The 16404-nt window shown below is 68.2% G+C and carries 19 protein-coding genes and 1 tRNA gene; 13 read left to right on the top strand and 7 right to left on the bottom strand.

All coding sequences use genetic code 11. The features are described from left to right. Both ACWIGI_RS29860 and ACWIGI_RS29855 read left to right on the top strand, forming a co-directional pair. Positions 1-589: hypothetical protein (locus tag ACWIGI_RS29860; protein WP_454205914.1), on the top strand; the 589-nt coding region annotated here is incomplete at its 5' end. After that, on the top strand, positions 586-1077 hold the full coding sequence (locus ACWIGI_RS29855; RefSeq protein WP_454205912.1) for a h domain protein: 492 nt from the start codon (positions 586-588) through the stop codon (positions 1075-1077). The genes ACWIGI_RS29860 and ACWIGI_RS29855, both read left to right, overlap by 4 nt. A 115-nt stretch (positions 1078-1192) precedes the next feature. Here the strand turns inward: ACWIGI_RS29855 and ACWIGI_RS29850 are convergent, their stop codons facing one another. Both ACWIGI_RS29850 and ACWIGI_RS29845 read right to left on the bottom strand, forming a co-directional pair. Further along, complete coding sequence (locus tag ACWIGI_RS29850; RefSeq protein WP_454205910.1) at positions 1193-2749, bottom strand: alpha,alpha-trehalose-phosphate synthase (UDP-forming); 1557 nt, start codon at positions 2747-2749, stop codon at positions 1193-1195. After that, positions 2685-2855, bottom strand: a complete 171-nt coding sequence (locus ACWIGI_RS29845; RefSeq protein WP_454205908.1) for a hypothetical protein — start codon at positions 2853-2855, stop codon at positions 2685-2687. The genes ACWIGI_RS29850 and ACWIGI_RS29845 overlap by 65 nt, the downstream gene beginning before the upstream one ends. A 230-nt stretch (positions 2856-3085) precedes the next feature. Here ACWIGI_RS29845 and ACWIGI_RS29840 point away from each other — a divergent pair, with 230 nt between their 5' ends. The 3 genes from ACWIGI_RS29840 (at position 3086) to ACWIGI_RS29830 (ending at position 4548) form a co-directional block, all read left to right on the top strand. Continuing rightward, positions 3086-3919: an alpha/beta fold hydrolase gene (locus ACWIGI_RS29840; RefSeq protein WP_454205906.1), complete on the top strand. Its 834-nt coding sequence runs from the start codon at positions 3086-3088 to the stop codon at positions 3917-3919. A gap of 142 nt (positions 3920-4061) precedes the next feature. After that, entirely contained in the window at positions 4062-4304 is a 243-nt protein-coding gene (locus ACWIGI_RS29835; RefSeq protein ID WP_019931522.1) for an MbtH family protein, read from the top strand. 172 nt (positions 4305-4476) lie between these two features. Further along, a tRNA-Thr gene (locus ACWIGI_RS29830) sits at positions 4477-4548 on the top strand. Between the two features lie 286 nt (positions 4549-4834). On the opposite strand, the gene ACWIGI_RS29825 is transcribed toward ACWIGI_RS29830, so the two are convergent. Continuing rightward, positions 4835-5269, bottom strand: a complete 435-nt coding sequence (locus ACWIGI_RS29825; protein ID WP_454205903.1) for a hypothetical protein — start codon at positions 5267-5269, stop codon at positions 4835-4837. Between the two features lie 182 nt (positions 5270-5451). Here ACWIGI_RS29825 and ACWIGI_RS29820 point away from each other — a divergent pair, with 182 nt between their 5' ends. Next, positions 5452-6186: a response regulator transcription factor gene (locus ACWIGI_RS29820; RefSeq protein ID WP_454205901.1), complete on the top strand. Its 735-nt coding sequence runs from the start codon at positions 5452-5454 to the stop codon at positions 6184-6186. Beyond that, positions 6183-7673 (top strand): sensor histidine kinase, encoded by a 1491-nt coding sequence (locus ACWIGI_RS29815; RefSeq protein WP_454205900.1) that lies wholly within the window; start codon positions 6183-6185, stop codon positions 7671-7673. Before ACWIGI_RS29820 ends, ACWIGI_RS29815 begins: the two co-directional genes overlap by 4 nt. 3 nt (positions 7674-7676) lie before the next feature. On the opposite strand, the gene ACWIGI_RS29810 is transcribed toward ACWIGI_RS29815, so the two are convergent. Next, positions 7677-8102: an HIT family protein gene (locus ACWIGI_RS29810; protein WP_354985884.1), complete on the bottom strand. Its 426-nt coding sequence runs from the start codon at positions 8100-8102 to the stop codon at positions 7677-7679. Between the two features lie 67 nt (positions 8103-8169). Then, a complete protein-coding gene (locus ACWIGI_RS29805) occupies positions 8170-8517 on the bottom strand; it encodes a YbaB/EbfC family nucleoid-associated protein (RefSeq protein ID WP_454205898.1) in 348 nt (115 codons plus the stop codon). A 172-nt stretch (positions 8518-8689) separates the two neighbouring features. Between ACWIGI_RS29805 and ACWIGI_RS29800 the strand changes: the two genes are divergently transcribed. The 3 genes from ACWIGI_RS29800 to ACWIGI_RS29790 are packed head-to-tail and all read left to right on the top strand — an operon-like array spanning position 8690 to position 10721. Beyond that, the gene (locus ACWIGI_RS29800; protein ID WP_454205896.1) at positions 8690-8983 is read left to right on the top strand and encodes a hypothetical protein; all 294 of its coding nucleotides are present in this window, start codon (positions 8690-8692) and stop codon (positions 8981-8983) included. Beyond that, a complete protein-coding gene (locus ACWIGI_RS29795) occupies positions 8980-10206 on the top strand; it encodes a DUF6973 domain-containing protein (protein WP_454205895.1) in 1227 nt (408 codons plus the stop codon). The genes ACWIGI_RS29800 and ACWIGI_RS29795 overlap by 4 nt, the downstream gene beginning before the upstream one ends. An 11-nt stretch (positions 10207-10217) precedes the next feature. Continuing rightward, entirely contained in the window at positions 10218-10721 is a 504-nt protein-coding gene (locus ACWIGI_RS29790; RefSeq protein WP_454205893.1) for a hypothetical protein, read from the top strand. 84 nt (positions 10722-10805) lie between these two features. Here ACWIGI_RS29790 and ACWIGI_RS29785 read toward each other — a convergent pair whose 3' ends face one another. Then, positions 10806-11183 (bottom strand): PH domain-containing protein, encoded by a 378-nt coding sequence (locus ACWIGI_RS29785; RefSeq protein ID WP_454205892.1) that lies wholly within the window; start codon positions 11181-11183, stop codon positions 10806-10808. 138 nt (positions 11184-11321) lie between these two features. On the opposite strand from ACWIGI_RS29785, the gene purD reads away from it, so the two are divergent. Next, positions 11322-12608: a phosphoribosylamine--glycine ligase gene (gene purD / locus ACWIGI_RS29780; protein ID WP_454205890.1), complete on the top strand. Its 1287-nt coding sequence runs from the start codon at positions 11322-11324 to the stop codon at positions 12606-12608. Positions 12609-12677: 69 nt separating this feature from the next. Here purD and ACWIGI_RS29775 read toward each other — a convergent pair whose 3' ends face one another. After that, entirely contained in the window at positions 12678-13664 is a 987-nt protein-coding gene (locus tag ACWIGI_RS29775) for a M23 family metallopeptidase (protein WP_454205888.1), read from the bottom strand. Between the two features lie 695 nt (positions 13665-14359). Here ACWIGI_RS29775 and ACWIGI_RS29770 point away from each other — a divergent pair. Both ACWIGI_RS29770 and ACWIGI_RS29765 read left to right on the top strand, forming a co-directional pair. Further along, positions 14360-15529 (top strand): pyridoxal phosphate-dependent aminotransferase, encoded by a 1170-nt coding sequence (locus ACWIGI_RS29770; RefSeq protein ID WP_454205887.1) that lies wholly within the window; start codon positions 14360-14362, stop codon positions 15527-15529. 91 nt (positions 15530-15620) lie between these two features. Next, entirely contained in the window at positions 15621-16226 is a 606-nt protein-coding gene (locus tag ACWIGI_RS29765) for a TetR/AcrR family transcriptional regulator (RefSeq protein ID WP_454205885.1), read from the top strand. Positions 16227-16404: the final 178 nt, after the last annotated feature.

Genomic DNA, 16404 nt, shown 5'->3' with positions numbered 1-16404 from the left:
CACCTCCGACAGCACGGTGCGGCTCGACAAGGCCCCTGCACCCGCCGATTCCGAGGAGTCCGAAGCATCCGAAGCGCCCGCAGTCGCTTCGGCCGCTTCCGGATCCACCTGGATGAAGATCGTCGCGGCGGTGTGCGTCGTGCTGTCCCTCACCGCGCTCGGCGCGACGGGTTTCTTTCTCTTCGAACGCAATTCGGCGTCCGACCTGGAAGCGCAGCGGACCGAGTACACCCAGTTCGCCAAGCAGGCCATGACCACCATCGTGAACATCAACGGTGAGTCGGCGCCCGAGGATTTCGCCAAGGCGCTCGAGGTCACCTCGGGTGACTTCGCCGCCGACCTGGCCAGCCGCAAGGACGAGTTCTCGCAACTCATCCAGAAGGCCCAGGTCAAGGTGAAGGGCGAGGTCGTCGCGACCGCGCTGGAGAGCTCCGACGACCACGCCGCGATCGTGCTGGTCGCGGTGAAGCAGGTGCTCACCAACGCCGGCGTCGACGGCGAGCAGCAGCGCCAGTACCGCTTCCGGGTGACCATCGGCAAGGACGATGGCGGCAAGCTGTCGGTGACCGGGATGGAGATGGTGTTTTGATCCGCACATCGCGCAGTCTGCAGGTCCTCATCGGAGCCGCGGCGCTGCTGATCGTCAGTCTCGTCCTGGCCGGTTTCAGCGGCTACTCCGCGTGGCAGGAGAGCCAGTCCGAGGATGCCCGCGAAGACTCGATGGTGGTGGCGCGCCGGGCCGCCGAAGGCATGTTCGGCTACAGCTTCCAGTCCGTCGACGCCCAGATGGCGAAGGTCGTCGACGACATGACCCCGGACTTCCAGAAGGACTGGGAGATGGTCGTGCGGGAGAACATCGCGCCCTCGGCCAAGAGCAAGGAACTCATCGTCACCGCGACCATCCAGGCGACCGGCGTCATGAGCACGACCGCCGATCACTCCGAGGTGATGGTGTTCCTGAACCAGAAGAGCGTCGGCAAGGATCCCGCGACCGGTACGTACATCCAGAGCCGGATCAAGGTGACGCTGGACAAGCAGGACGGGCGCTGGCTGGTCGCCAACGTCGATCCGATCTGACCCGAGGGCTGTGCGCGGCCGTAGCGCGTCGTCATCGGCCCACAGCGCTCCCGAACGAGATGGTCCCTACCCGGATGCCGGGTAGGGACCATCGTCGCTCTGCTGGGTGCGAGGGTCAGCCGCTGATGTCCGGGTCGACGTCGTCGTCGGTCAGCAGGGCGCTGCCCGCCACCCGATCGTGCGCCAGGGCGTCCAGGAAGGCCCGGGCCCAGCGGTCGACATCGTGGGTCAGGACCTGGCGGCGCAGCGAGCGCATGCGCCGGCGGCGGGTGTCGCGGTCGTCCTCGATGGCGCCCGCTATCGCGTCCTTGACGCTGTCCAGGTCGTGCGGGTTGCACAGGTATGCCTGACGCAATTCCGCTGCCGCACCGGTGAACTCGGACAGCACCAGGGCGCCGCTGAGGCCGCCCTGGCAGGCCACGTACTCCTTGGCGACCAGGTTCATGCCGTCCCGCAGCGGGGTCACCAGCATGACGTCGGCGGCCACGAAGAACGAGACCAGCTCTTCCTTGGGGATGGGGCGGTGCAGGTAGTGCACCACCGGATAGCCCACCCGGGCGAACTCGCCGTTGATCCGGCCCACCTGGCGCTCGATGTCGCCGCGCATCTGCTTGTAGGACTCGACGCGTTCGCGGCTCGGCGTGGCCAGCTGCACCATCACCGTGTCGGCGGGGTCGATCCGGTTCTCGTGCAACAGCTCTTCGAGCGCGGCGAGCCGGATGTCGATGCCCTTGGTGTAGTCCAGGCGGTCGACGCCCAGCAGGATCGTCTTCGGATTGCCCAGTTCCGCACGGATTTTCGCGGCCCGTTCCCGCACGCCGCGGCGGCGGGAGTACTCGTCGAGCTCGGTCGAGGCGATGGAGATCGGGAACGCGCCGACGCGCACGGTGCGGAAACCCACCTGCACCACACCGAGTTTCGAGCGAACGCCCACGTTACCGCGCGAAGTCGGCTGTCCGGCAAGCCTTCTGGCCAGGTAGAGGAAGTTCTGCGCGCCGCCGGGCAGGTGGAAGCCGATCAGATCCGCGCCGAGCAGACCCTCGACGATCTCGGTGCGCCACGGCATCTGCATGAACAGCTCGACCGGCGGGAACGGGATGTGCAGGAAGAAGCCGATGGTGAGATCGGGGCGGAGCATGCGCAGCATCTTGGGCACCAGCTGCAACTGGTAGTCCTGCACCCAGACGGTGGCGCCCTCGGCGGCCACCTTGGCGGTGTACTCGGCGAAGCGGCGGTTCACCTGCACGTACGCCTGCCACCATTTGCGGTCGTAGACCGGGCGCACGATCACATCGTGATAGAGCGGCCACAGCGTGGCGTTGGAGAAACCTTCGTAGTAGTCGGCGACCTCTTCCGAGGACAGCGGCACCGGATGCAGATCCAGCCCGTCCTCGGTGATCGGGTCCATATCGACATCGGGGACGCCGGCCCAGCCGACCCAGGCGCCCTTGTTGTTGCGCAGCACCGGCTCCAGGGCGGTCACCAGGCCGCCGGGACTGCGCTTCCATCGTGTGGTGCCGTCGGGCAGGCGTTCCAGGTCGACCGGTAGCCGATTGGCTACGACGACGAAGCCGGAACCGGCGCCCGAACTGTCCGGGTTCACGGTCTCATTCGCCTCGCGTGAGGGGAGCGATGCCCAGCATCGAGAGCAGCATCCGGCATTCGTCCGCATCGGTGGCGTAGGCGGCCACGACGCGCTGTGCCTGGCGCGCGGTCTCGTCGGCCAGTGGTTCCAGATCGTCGTCCGCGATGTCGTTTGCGCTGCTCTTCGCGGCCATCATGCCGTCCTCTCGGGGAATTCTGCTCGAGTATCGAGGAGTCCATCGTATCTGGCCGCGTATCGCCGACCGCACCCCTGCGCTCACAGCGAGCCGGAAACGCAACGGACCGGGGATCTGAAACATCGCGGTGCGTGAGGTCGACAACCGGTGCGGAAGCCGGCCGCGATCGCGACCGCTACGGTGAGCACAGGCAACAGCCGCTCGAATCGGATGAAGGGGTAGCCGCAATGCCGTTGGCCACGGTGAACGGAATCTCGCTGAACTACCAGGTCAAGGGGGACCGCGCCCGGGGAACGGACGTCAAGGGCGGCGGTCCGCTGGTCGTCATGATCATGGGCACCGGGAGCCCGGGCCGGGTGTGGGAACTGCATCAGGTGCCCGCGCTGGTGGCCGCCGGGTACCGGGTCTGCACCTTCGACAACCGCGGCATCGCACCGTCGTACGAGGCGGCCGACGGGATGACGATCGACGACCTGGTGCGCGACACCGCCGCGCTCATCGAATTCCTGGACGAGGGCCCGGCGCTGGTCGTGGGGCAGTCCATGGGGTCGCGGGTCACCCAGGAACTCGCGCTGGCCCGGCCCGATCTGGTGCGCAAGGCCGTCTTCCTGGCCGGGCACGCCCGCCTGGACCAGTTCCAGCGCACCCTCTCGCTCGGTGAGCACGCGCTCGACGACTCCGGTGTGCAACTGCCCGCCAAGTACGAGGCCGCGCTGACCGCGCTCATGAACCTGTCGCCGGCGACCATGGCCGACGTCAACGCCGCCCGCGACTGGCTGGACCTGTTCGAATTCACCGGTGGCCCGGTCAAACCGGGCGTGCGCGCCCAGCGCCGCATGGACCACGACTTCGATCGACTCGCCGCCTACCGGGCGATCAACGTGCCCTGTCTGTCGGTCGGATTCGCCGATGACCGCATGATCCCGCCCTACTTGTCCCGCGAGGTGGCCGATGCCATCCCCGGCGCCCGCTACCATGAGATCCCCGATGCCGGGCACTTCGGCTACCTGGAACGACCCGAAGCGGTGAACAAGATCCTGCTGGAATTCTTCGCCGCGTGAAGGTAACCGCCCGGGCGTAACACCACCCTTGCTAGGGTCGAATCAACGTCGGGGGCTAGTCCCGTCGCCGCGGTGCCCTACCGTGGTCGACGGACGAACCGTCAGCGTTCCCGTACACAGCGCCAGTATCCAGTGAGGTGAAATGAGCACCAATCCCTTCGACGACGAAGACGGCCGGTTCTTCGTCCTGGTCAACGACGAGGAGCAGCATTCGCTGTGGCCCGCCTTCGCCGAGGTCCCGGCGGGTTGGCGAGTCGTCTTCGGCGAGGACTCGCGCGCCGCGTGTGTCGAGTACGTCGAGAAGAACTGGACGGATATGCGTCCCAAGAGCTTGCGTGATGCCATGGCCGCCGATGACGCGGCCCGTCAGGCGGCGCAGTCCTGACAAGAGCGGTTGACCCGATACTGCGTGGGAACGATTCCGAACGCGGCCGGAGGCGGGGCCACAAGCCCCGTCCGGCCGCCGCTCGGCCCTGACCCGACAGTATCGAAATCACCTGGGGACCCGGCTTTTCCGCGCAGCCGGCCTACCCGGTTATGATGGGCACCGCTTTCCCGCCTCCTTAGCTCAGTGGTAGAGCACCGCTCTTGTAAAGCGAAGGTCGTCAGTTCAATCCTGACAGGGGGCTCTGGACCGCCTCTCCGCGATTTTTACGGTCGCCGGGGAGGCGGTTGCGTTTCATCCCCGGACTCGCCTACGAGCGTGGCCGGGTTCTGGGGGTACCCGGGGAGTTACCCCGAAGGTCGCGAGATCAGGCGTTGCGATTTCCTTTCGGCTCGCCTTCGGCATTGCGCTCGGGGGTTTCGCGGGTGCGTGTGGGGGCGCGGGTTGTTCGGTCGTGAAACTCGATGTGGTGGAGGGGAAGTGGCCCGCGCCCGGGGGATGCCGGGCGCGGTCGGCCTGATTCGGGGTCGTCAGGAGCCGAAGCTGCTGGTGCCGCCTCCGTCGCAGCCGGAGGTGTCGGCGGGCGTGGGCTGGTCGTCGGACGGTGCTACTTCGACGATGACGGTTTCGGCTACGCCGTCTTGGACCGCGGTGAGTTTGTGGGTGCCGACCGTGGTGGGTGTCCAGTCGATGTAGACGTCGGCACCGGTGTAGTGGCCGCCGGTGGGCCGGCTGCCGATGCAGGCGCCGTTGTCCCGGAAGATGACCGGGTTGTAGTTCCTGTTCTCGGCCTCGGCGTGGATCTCGTAGGTGTGGCCGACGAAGTAGGGGCCGGCGACTGTCACGTTCACATGGGTGACGTCGGCGGAGCCCGGCGTCGTGGTGAGCGGCACGAGGGCTGACACCGCCACCGCGGCCTTCACACCCCAGGGGATTCGACGGCTCGTACGACTCGTTTGCTGCATGTGCTGCTCCTGTTCGGGGCCCCGAGGAGGGGTCATCGCACGGTATCGGCGCAAAGAGTGAAATTTTCCGTCTTCAGAAACGGGCGCCGCCCATAGTTTCTGGGGCCACGGAGCGGGGGGCTCGCAGGAAACTCACAGGGAAGGTCCAGGGAGATCACCGGGGGTGGCCGCAGGATGGGGGTATGAGCGGTGTGGGGTCTGTGCGGGACGTCGAGGCCAAGGTGTTGGTCGTCGACGACGAGCCGATGATCGTGGAGCTGTTGTCGGTCAGTCTGCGGTTCCAGGGGTTCGAGGTCGCCACGGCGGGGAGCGGGACCGAGGGGCTGGACCGGGCGCGGAGTTTCCGGCCGGACGCGCTGATCGTGGACGTCATGATGCCGGGGATGGACGGGTTCGGGTTGTTGCGGCGGCTGCGGGCGGACGGGATCGACGCGCCGGTGTTGTTCCTGACCGCGCGGGACGAGGTGGAGGACAAGGTCACCGGGCTCACGCTGGGGGCCGACGACTACGTGACCAAGCCGTTCAGCCTCGAGGAGGTCGTGGCGCGGTTGCGGGTGATCCTGCGGCGGGCGGGGCGGACCGCGGTGGAGGAGAAGAGCTCGCGGCTGCGCTTCGCCGACATCGAGCTGGACGACGACACCCACGAGGTGTGGAAGGCGGGGGAGGCGGTGCCGCTCTCGCCGACCGAGTTCACGCTGCTGCGCTACTTCATGGTCAACGCGGGCACCGTGCTCAGCAAGCCGCGCATCCTGGATCACGTGTGGCGCTACGACTTCGGCGGTGAGGTCGGGGTGGTCGAGACCTACGTGTCGTATCTGCGCAAGAAGGTCGACACCGGGCCGGACCGGCTCATCCACACCCTGCGCGGGGTCGGCTACGTCATGCGGGAATCGCAGCGCGCGCCGGGCACGCGATGACCGAGCACGCCCCGGCCGCCGACGGGGTTCCGGCCCCACGCGAAACCGGTGTGCGCGCGGCACTCTCACGCCGCCTAGCCGCCATCCCGCTGCGTACCACCCTGGCTTTGGCGCTGGTGTCGCTGACGGGCCTGGGTCTGCTGGTCTCGGGCATCGGCGTCACCGCGCTCATGCGCGACGTCCTGGTGGACCGCATGGACCGCCAGTTGGCCGAGGCCAGCCACGGCTGGGCCGCCCCGGGCGCGCGCCGGCCCGAAGTGCTGCCGCAGCCCCCGGAGAACAAGGAACGCCCACCCGATCTGCTGTACGTGCGGGTCGAGGACGCGACGGGGAAGAGCACCCTGCATCTGGACGTCGGCAATGGTCAGCCGGATGTGCCCGCGGACCTTGGCGACAAACCCATTACGGTCGGCTCGGTCGGTGACGCGTCGGAGCAGTGGCGGGTGCTGCGGGTGCGCACCGACAAGGGCGTGAGCACCGTCGCGCTGCGCATGGATCAGACCCGTTCGATCCTGGATCGGCTGATCATGCTGCAGGCCGGGATCGGCCTGGTCGTCCTCACCGCGCTGGCGTTCGTCGCCCGCTGGGTGATCCGGCGCAGTCTGCGCCCGCTGCGGCAGGTCGAGCAGACCGCCGCCGCCATCGCCGGCGGTGATCTGCATCAGCGGGTTCCGGTGCGCGGCACCGACACCGAGGTCGATCGGCTGTCGCAGTCGCTGAACACCATGCTGACCCAGATCCAGCAGGCCTTCGCCGCGACCGAGGCGTCGGAGGAGGCGGCGCGGCGTTCGGAGGCCAACATGCGGCGTTTCGTCGCCGACGCCAGCCACGAACTGCGGACTCCGCTGACCAGTATCAAGGGCTTCTCGGAGCTGTATCGCCAAGGGGCGATTCAGGATCCGGCGCTGGTCATGGATCGCATCGAACACGAATCCAAGCGCATGGGCCTGCTGGTGGAGGATCTGCTCATGCTCGCCCGGCTCGACGCGCAGCGCCCGATCGAGCGGCGGCCGGTGGATCTGCTGACCGTGGCCAGCGACGCCGTGCACGGCGCGCGGGCGCTGGACGCGGTGCAGCACCCCGACGGCCCGGCCCGCCGCATCGACATCGAGATCTGTTCGGGCGCGGGCACACTGGAGGTGCTCGGGGATGATCAGCGCCTGCGTCAGGTGCTGGCGAATCTGGTGAACAACGCGCTCGTGCACACCCCGCCCGAGGCGTCGGTGACCGTAAGGCTCACCCCTGAAACGGATCACGTGTTGCTCGCGGTCGCCGATACCGGCCCGGGCCTGGAACCCGAACAGGCCGAGCGGGTTTTCGAGCGTTTCTACCGCGCCGACGATTCGCGCAGCCGAATCAGCGGCGGTACGGGGCTGGGCCTGTCGATCGTGCGCGCGCTGGTGGCCGCGCACGGCGGCACGGTGTCGGTGGCCAGCGTCCCGGGCTCGGGCACCACCTTCACCGTGCGCCTGCCGCGCGAGCGGTAGCGGTTATTCCGGGACGTTCGCGCCGTAGCCGAGGTCGCGCAGCGCCTGCTTGATCTTGGCCTGCGCCTCGTCCAGCGATTCCTTGCTGGGTTCGGGGTCGGCGCCGGTGATGTCGAAGTCACCGAGTTCGAACGCCGGGAACACGTGCAGGTGCAGGTGCGGCACCTCCAGTCCGGCGATGAGCATGCCCGCCCGCGGGGCGTCCCACGCCGCCCGCACGGCCTGCCCGATCTTCTGCGACACCGCCGTCATCCGCGCGAACGTGCCGGGATCGACGTCCTGCCACTGGTCGATCTCCTTGCGCGGCACCACCAGCGTGTGCCCCTGCGTGACCGGGGAGATGGTCAGGAATGCGACGAATTCGTCGTCCTCCCAGACGAATCGGCCCGGCAGCTGACCTTCGATGATCATTGAGAAAACAGAAGCCATGCCGGGCAGACTACGCGGATTCGCGCCGGCCGCCGGATCCCACCTGGGGTGTTGCGAGTTCCCGGATTTATCGGGGGTCCGTCCAGATTCGGACCGGGGGCATGTCGTCCGGGTCGGCCCACGCCGGTTGCGAGGTCGCCTGCGCGGCGGCGCGTTTCTCGTCCCGAAGGAACCGGTCGTACACCTCGTGCGCCTGTGCTTCCGCGTCTGCTCGCGCGGCCCGGTACTGCTCGATGACGGTCTGTTCGAGTTGTGCGGTCCCCTGTGCGACGGCCTGGGGCGACAACTTCAGCTGGGTGATGTGGCCGTAGGCGTCGACCTCGATCGCCATGGTGCGGTCCGCGGGGCGCGCCTGCGCCCGTACTTCGCCGATGACTCTGTCGATCCGCTCGGCCCGCTCGCGTCGTTGGTCCACGTACTGTGCCCCCTGCTCCGAATCGCTGTTACCAGGCTGCCTTTCACGACGGCTCGACAGTCTAGCGACGACGGAGCGGGCGCTTACCCGTGCGTGCCGACCAGCTACCATCTGGCGAGCGTCGTGATCGGCGCGGGGGACTGATGAATCGCAAGCTGGTGGAGGGGTAACCATGGTCAATTTCGTTCCGGACCAGATTCGTGCGTTGGCGACCACGACCCGCACCCATCGAGACGCGATGGGAAAGCTGGCTCCGATCGGTGAGGTCAACCGGAAGGCTGCCGGTCCCGGGATGCCCCACTCGGCGTTCGCGGCCAATGTCGAACTGACGCTCGAGGCGATGGACCGGGTGATAACCCTGCATCAGGGCAGACTCACCCAGTTCGCGGACCTCACCGATGCCGCGGCCGGCGCCGTCGATGCGATGGAAGCGGGCAACGTCGCCAAGTTCCAGGCGATCAAATGAGCGGCGACAAGATCACCATCTCGACCGTGCTGGCCTGGAAGCTCGATTCGGCGCGCTTCGCCGGCGCGGACGCGATGAACGCCGGAATCTCGCTGGAGAACGCGGCTCTCGATGCGGACAAAGCGGTTCAGTCGTCGGATACCTATTTCGGCGAAGCGGCGGGTGCGTCCGCCCGGTCGGTATCGACCAAGCTGAAGAACGAGGCGGTCGCTTCGGGCGACATCCTCGATGCCATCCATCGGCAGATCGATACCACGTCCACCGCGCTGCAGTCGGACATCAAGGCGTTGCAGGCTGTCGTCGACAAGATAGCGGAGTCGGATTACAACCTCTTCTACGACAACGAGACCGGCGACGTGGATTCGTACGATTCGAACTGGGAGACGGTCAAGAAGAACTGGGGCAACCCGTCTTCCATCGCCTGGAAGGCCGCCGAGTGCTATCGGCTGGCCGGCGAACTCAAACAGGCGTACTGGGATGTGCAGGAGACCGACAAGATCGGGGCGCGGAACCTGGCCACCCACCTCGAGAATGTGCCGCAGGACGTCAAACTGGTGCTGGCCGGCATCCCGCAGGACGCGGCGCTCCGCGACATTCTCCTGAACTACCAGGTGGATACGACCAAGTCCGAGATCGTCGTCTGGCCGGACGCCGACCTGCTGGAAAAGCTCCGACTGTTCAACCCCGATATGACATCGGTGGAGATGACGGTCGAGGAGAAAGAGGCGCTGGATGCCCTCTGCAATCCGCTGCACGGGGGAAATCCGTGGAACTACAAGGTATTCAACGACATCAAGAACGAGGCGGAGGCCTTCGGGAAGACGAACAAGTACACCGAGGTCTATGAGAACTCGTCGGACGACGGTCACGCTGACGCTGCTCGACACGCCTACTGGAATGCGCGCATGACGCAGGAGTTCGGTGCGGACTGGGCCGAGCAGTACTCCAGTGCACACGAGAAGGTCGGTGGCAACGGTCCGCAGCGAGAAGCGATGGACCTCAAGAACAACGAGGTTGGCCGTCAGATCGGTCTGGCCAACGCGAACGCGTCGAAGGAAGAGCTGCAGTCGGCGGTCATCGCGGCGGTCGACAGGGGCGACACCGTAGTCATTCACAGCCCCGACGGGCCTGAGGCTCCGGCTCAGATTGCGTTCAGCAACACTGTTGGCTGGGCGAATATTACGAGTCCGCTGCCGATCGATATCCCCCTACCGGGAAAGTGAGTGCCAGGTACGTGAAATCAGCCATTCTCGCTGGGTTGTTGGTGGTTCCGATGCTGGCCGGCTGCTCTGCTGGGCAGGACAAGCCCGCCACGCAGGCTTGTCAGGCGGAAATCAAACTCGACCGTGGACCGGAGCCGCTCGGCTCGAGCGAGGCATTGATATCGGCGATTCGCACCGCCGGGCAGGGTCAGCAACCCGTCAGCCTTGGCGAGGTCACGCGCTCAGCGGGCTGGTCGGACGGCTGGGATGCTGTTATCGACGCCTCTTCCAACGCGACGGATGATCGGCTGAACCGTAAGGCTGAAACCCCCGCGGGCACTTGCTGGAGCGGGCTTCCGCGTGGAAACAATTCTGACCCAGCGCCTTTCGGATACTACGTTTTCTTGAAGGACCGTCAGGTGGTGCAGTCCGTGGTGTGGGATACAGGCCGCAAATACCTGGAGTTCCCCGCTGTCGACCGATTGACCAGCGAATCGATGCTGAATCCCAAAGGCGGGGGCCTGCGGACCTACTGATCCGGACACAGGGCGGACGCCGGTTGCGCCCTGCGCTTCCGGGCCGCGTCCGATGAACTGGCTCGGGCGCGGCCCGTCGGCTACTCAGACCGCGACGAAGTGGGACAGGATGCCCTGCACCTCGTAGATATCTACCTGGCGGTTGAACCGTTTCTGTAGCGGCTCATCGGCGCCCGAGATCCAGATCTTCAGCTCGGCGTCGAGGTCGAAGGTGCCGGCGGTCTCCACCGAGAAATGGGTGATGGCCCGGTACGGCACGCTGTGGTAGCTGACCTTGCGGCCGGTCACGCCCTGTTTGTCGACCAGCACCAGGCGCCGGTTGGTGAAGAGCAGGGCGTCCCGTACCAGGAGGTACGCGGCATAGACCTGTTCGCCCTGGCCGAGCAGCTTGCCGTACTCCTGTTGCGCCCCCGCGGGATCGATGCGTCCCGCATTGCCCATGATTCCGTCGATCAAGCCCATCGCAGGCACATCCTCTGTGTGGTTCGCGGTGACCGGCCGTCACCGACCATCATCCCTGTGACCGGCGGGCGGCGCAGGGATACCGGGCGGGGCGACCGGCGGCCGGGTGGTGTTCGCGCACGCTTTAAGCTGTCAGCCGTGCGCGTACTCGTCATCGGTTCCGGAGCCCGTGAACATGCCCTCGTCCTGGCCCTGCGCCGGGACCCGTCGGTATCGGCGGTGTACGCGGCGCCCGGCAACGCGGGCATCGCCCAGCACGCCGAGGTCCGGGCGGTGGACGCCTCCTCCGGTGCGGAGGTGGCGGCGCTGGCGCAGGAGCTCGGCGTCGACCTGGTCGTGGTGGGTCCCGAGGTGCCGCTGGTGCTCGGTGTCGCCGACGCGGTGCGGGCCGCGGGCATCGCGACGTTCGGGCCGTCGGCCGCCGCCGCGCAGATCGAGGGGTCCAAGGCGTTCGCCAAGGACGTCATGAACGCGGCCGGGGTGCGGACCGCGCACTCGGAGATCGTCGATCATCCGGGCGAACTCGACGCCGCGCTGGATCGTTTCGGGCCGACCTGGGTCGTGAAGGACGACGGTCTGGCCGCCGGTAAGGGCGTGGTGGTGACCGCCGACCGCTCGGTCGCCCGCGATCACGGCGCGGAGCTGCTCGAGAACGGGCATCCGGTACTGCTGGAATCCTTCCTCGACGGCCCCGAGGTCTCGCTGTTCTGCCTGGTCGACGGCGAGAACGTGGTGCCGCTGCTGCCCGCGCAGGATCACAAGCGCGTCGGCGACGGCGACACCGGGCCCAACACCGGCGGCATGGGCGCGTACACGCCGTTGCCGTGGCTGAGTGACGACACGCTGCGGGCCATCGTCGACGATGTGGTCAAACCCGTTGCCGCCGAGATGGTCCGGCGCGGGGTGCCGTTCAGCGGCCTGCTGTACGCGGGTCTCGCGATCGGCTCCGACGGCCCGGCCGTCATCGAATTCAACTGCCGCTTCGGCGATCCCGAGACCCAGGCCGTGCTGGCCATGCTGGACAGCCCGCTCGGCGAACTGCTGAACGCCACCGCCACCGGCACCCTGGATCAGGTCGCCGCCCCGCGCTGGAAGGACGGCGCGGCGGTCACCGTCGTGCTGGCCGCGGAGAACTACCCGGCGCGCCCGCGCAGCGGCGACGTCATCACCGGGGCCGAATCGACCGGCACCGGAACCGAATCCGAGGTGCTGCACGCGGGTACCGCGCTGCGCGAGGACGGCGCGCTGGTCTCGGCCGGCGGCCGCGTGCTCGCCATCGTCGGGCAGGGCGCGGATCTGACCGTGGCCCGCCGGAACGCCTACGACCGCCTCGCGGGAATCAAGCTGCCGGGCGGGCACTTCCGCTCCGATATCGCCCTCGCGGCGGTGGAGGGCCGGATCAGCGTGCCGACCCCGGCGGTCTGAGAACACGTCCGATGACTCGGCCCCTTGCGATCACGCAAGGGGCCGAGCGCTTTCCGGCGGGCGCCGACCTCAGGTGAGCATGAGCCCGTGCAGGGCCAGCCACGCCTGGGGATCCACGCGCTGCCCGTTCTGGACGATCTCGAAATGCAGGTGCGGGCCGGTGGAGTCGCCGCGGTTGCCGATGCGGGCGATCTGCATGCCAGCAGGGACGCGTTCGCCCGCGGAGACGAAGAAGTCGTACATGTGGCCGTAGATGGAGATGGTGCCGTCGTCGTGCCGGATGCGCACCCAGAGGCCGAAGCCCTGCGCCGGACCGGCTTCGATGACCGTGCCCGCGGCGACCGCGTAGATGGGTGAGCCGAGCGGCCCGGCGATGTCGATGCCCGCGTGGAAGGTGCCCCAGCGCGGCCCGAAGCCGGAGGTGAACATGCCCTGGGCGGGGAGGGCGAAGTTGCCGACGCCGGGCAGGACGAAGGTGCCGGGCGCGGTGGTGGTCATCCAGTCCTGGTGTTCCCCCGCCACGGCGGCCGCGGCCTCGGCCTTGGCACGTTCGAGGGTGGCGCGCGCGGCGGCGGCCACCACCGCCCCTTCGCGCAGTTTCTCGCCGTTGTTGATGGCGTCGAGATAGCGTTTCGCCGATTCCTTGGGTGTCTGCACCTGAATCGGGTGCGCGGTCGGAACCCGCAGTGCCGTACCGGGTTCCAGGGGCGCGTCGACGGGGAAGCGCCCGAGCGTGCTGTCCGCCCCGGTGAACACCACCACCGCGACGACCCCGGCGATCAGCACCCGGTGTCTGACCGCCCAGTCCCTGGCGAGCGGCGCCTGCCGCCGCGCCTCGGCCCGCCCCCGCGCGGCCAGCTCCATCGCCTCGGCTCTCGATCGCGGCCGCCGCCCCCAGAATTCGAGCGCTCTGTCCCGCACGACGGGCGCTCGCCCGCGCGCCCACGCCACCGTCGAGGCCCCCGCCCGCGCGGCCCGGGCCACCCGCTCCCGCGCCGGGATGTCCTCGTCGCCGTGCAGCGGCAGCCGCAGGCCGGGCGTGTAGCTGTCCGGCATCTTCCGCCGCGTCGTGTCCGCCTCGGGCACTTGCGCTTCGGGCTCGGAAGGCAGCGCCCGGCTGTTCGAGTCGCCTCGCGCCGGGCCTCGCCGTAGCAATCCGCGACCGGCCCGACCAGTGGGCGCCAACTCGGTGACATCGGGCGATCTGTCGGCACCCGTTTCCCCGCCGGGTGGCGACTCGTCCTCGGCGGTGACGGGCGACTCGCCGTCTGCCGCGCCTTCGTGGGCGGGTAACTCCACCTTCGTCTCGCCTGTGCCGGCGGGCGGCGATTCCGGCCGGGCCCCGGTGTCGCCGGCGGGCGGCACCTCGGCCTGGGTCCGGGTTTCGCCGGCAGGTGGCCGGGCCTCGCCGTCCGGTGTCGGCGCACCCGCGGTCGTTGCGCCCTCGCCCGCGCGGCCGCCGCGCCACCGCCCCAGCCCGCGTCTGCGCGCGGTCTCGGTTCTCGATCTTGCGGCGGGCGAGTCCGACTCGCCGCCCCGCCGGGATCTCGCCGTGTGTTCCGGGCCGTCCCCGGGTCTGCCCGGTCTCGACTCGGGTGTCGAGGTGGGGTGCTCGGCCTCGGTGTAGGCGAACGGGTGGGCTGCCGCCGAGTCTTCCTCGGTGGCCGCTCCCCCCGGCACGCGTCCCTCCTCAGCCATTCACACGCCTATTACCGGACAGTGGGGAGAGCGAGTGCTCTACCGTCTGTCGGGTGCGTATCGAATCTCGGCGGTCGGCCATCCCACCTTTTTACGTCATGGATGTCTGGAAGGCAGCAGCTGAACGGGCGCGTACACACGGAGATGTGCTGGTATTGGCCGCCGGGCAGCCGTCGACGCCCGCGCCGCGACCGGTCCTGCGGGCCACGAAAGCGGCCATGGACGCCGAGTTGCTCGGTTACACCGAGACTTTCGGCATCCTGGCGTTGCGCGAGGCGATCGCCGATCACCATCGGCGTGTCTACGGCATCGAGGTGGACGCCGACGACGTCGTGGTGACCACCGGTTCCTCGGGCGCGTTCACCCTGATCTTCCTGGCGGCCTTCGATCTGGGCGACACCGTGGTGGTGGCCCGGCCCGGCTATCCGGCCTACCGCAATACCCTCACCGCGCTGGGGTGCCGGGTGGTGGAGCTCGATTGCGGTCCGGAGACCCGTTTCCAGCCGACCGTCGCCATGCTCGAGGCGCTGCCCGAGCCGCCGGCGGGCCTGATCGTGGCGAGCCCGGCGAATCCGACCGGCACCATGATCGATCCTGCTGAACTGGCCGCACTGGCCCGCTGGTGCGACGAGCACGGCACGCTGCTCATCTCCGACGAGATCTATCACGGCATCGTGTACGACACCGAGTCGCCGGGCGCCGAGCCGACGTCCTCGGCGTGGGAGACCTCGCGCGAATCCATTGTCATCGGCTCGGTCTCGAAGTACTTCTCCATGACCGGCTGGCGGCTGGGCTGGATGCTGGTGCCCGCGGGTCTGCGCCCGGCGTTGCAGCGGCTGGCGTCGAACATGACGGTGTGCCCGCCCGCTATCTCCCAGTACGCGGCGGTGCACGCGTTCGGCGCGGAGGCGAAGGCCGAACTGGACGGCCATGTCGCGCGCTACGCGGCGAATCGCCAGTTGCTGCTGTCGGGACTGCCGAAACTCGGCATCACCGATCTCGCCCCGGCCGACGGCGCCTTCTACGCGTACGCCGATATCGCGCACCTGACCGATGATTCGATGCGCTGGTGCACGGAGGTGCTGGACGCGACCGGGGTGGCGCTGGCGCCCGGAATCGACTTCGACACTGTCAATGGGTCTCACACCGTGCGGTTCTCGTTCGCGGGCGCGAGTGCCGATATCGAGGAAGCGCTGGACCGGTTGGAACGGTATCTCGCCTGATTCCCCAGTCGAATCGCCCAGGGAATTGGAATCACCACAGATCGCACAGATTCGGCACAGATGAACCGATGATGACTGGCACGATTGCACCGTGACCACTGCGACGACTCCGAAAGGCGAGAAGCGTCGCCAAGCGTTGGTATGTGCCGCCGCCGAGCTACTACTCGAGGGTGGCTTCGAGGCGGTGCGGCACCGCTCGGTAGCGACGCGGGCGGAGTTGCCGCTGGCTTCGACCACCTACTACTTCGAGTCCCTGGAGGACTTGATCGCGCGCGCGGTCGAATTCTCCGGCAATGCCGAATTGGAGGCCATGCGCCGCCGGGTCGGTGAGGTGACCCATCGCCGGCGCGGCGCCGAAGCCACGGTCGATCTGGTGCTGGACCTGTTGGTTGGTCCCGAGCACAACGACGACGATGCCCGCGGCCAGCTGATCGCCCGCTACGAACGCACCGTGGCCTCGGCCCGGCACCCCGAGCTACGCGAGGTCCAGTTCCGACTACGCGCCCAGCTCGACGAGCTACTCGCCGACGTCCTGCGCCGCTCCGACCGCCTGGTCCGCCCGGAGCAAACCCGCAGACTCGTGGCGGTGGTGGACGGAGCCGTCGTCACCGCTCTCGGCGAGCCCGACCCCCAGCCCCGCCGCATGGCCCGCGGCGCGCTACTGGAAGTGATCGACATCGTCGCCCCGCCCGCCTAGCCGCCCGTCCCCACCAGCCCGGTCACTCACATCCCCCGCACAGCAGCGCTTTCCGGTTCGCGGCCGTCTCGTTCTGGACCGAGTGGAGCGGGGGAGCGAAGCGGAGGAGCGGAGGGAGGGAAGAACGAGACCTAGGGGCCGCGAACCCGCCGGAGCGAAGCGCAGGCAAAATAGACTC

This window comes from Nocardia sp. NPDC055321 (assembly GCF_053645575.1).
This window is presented reverse-complemented; position numbering and strand designations above follow the sequence as displayed.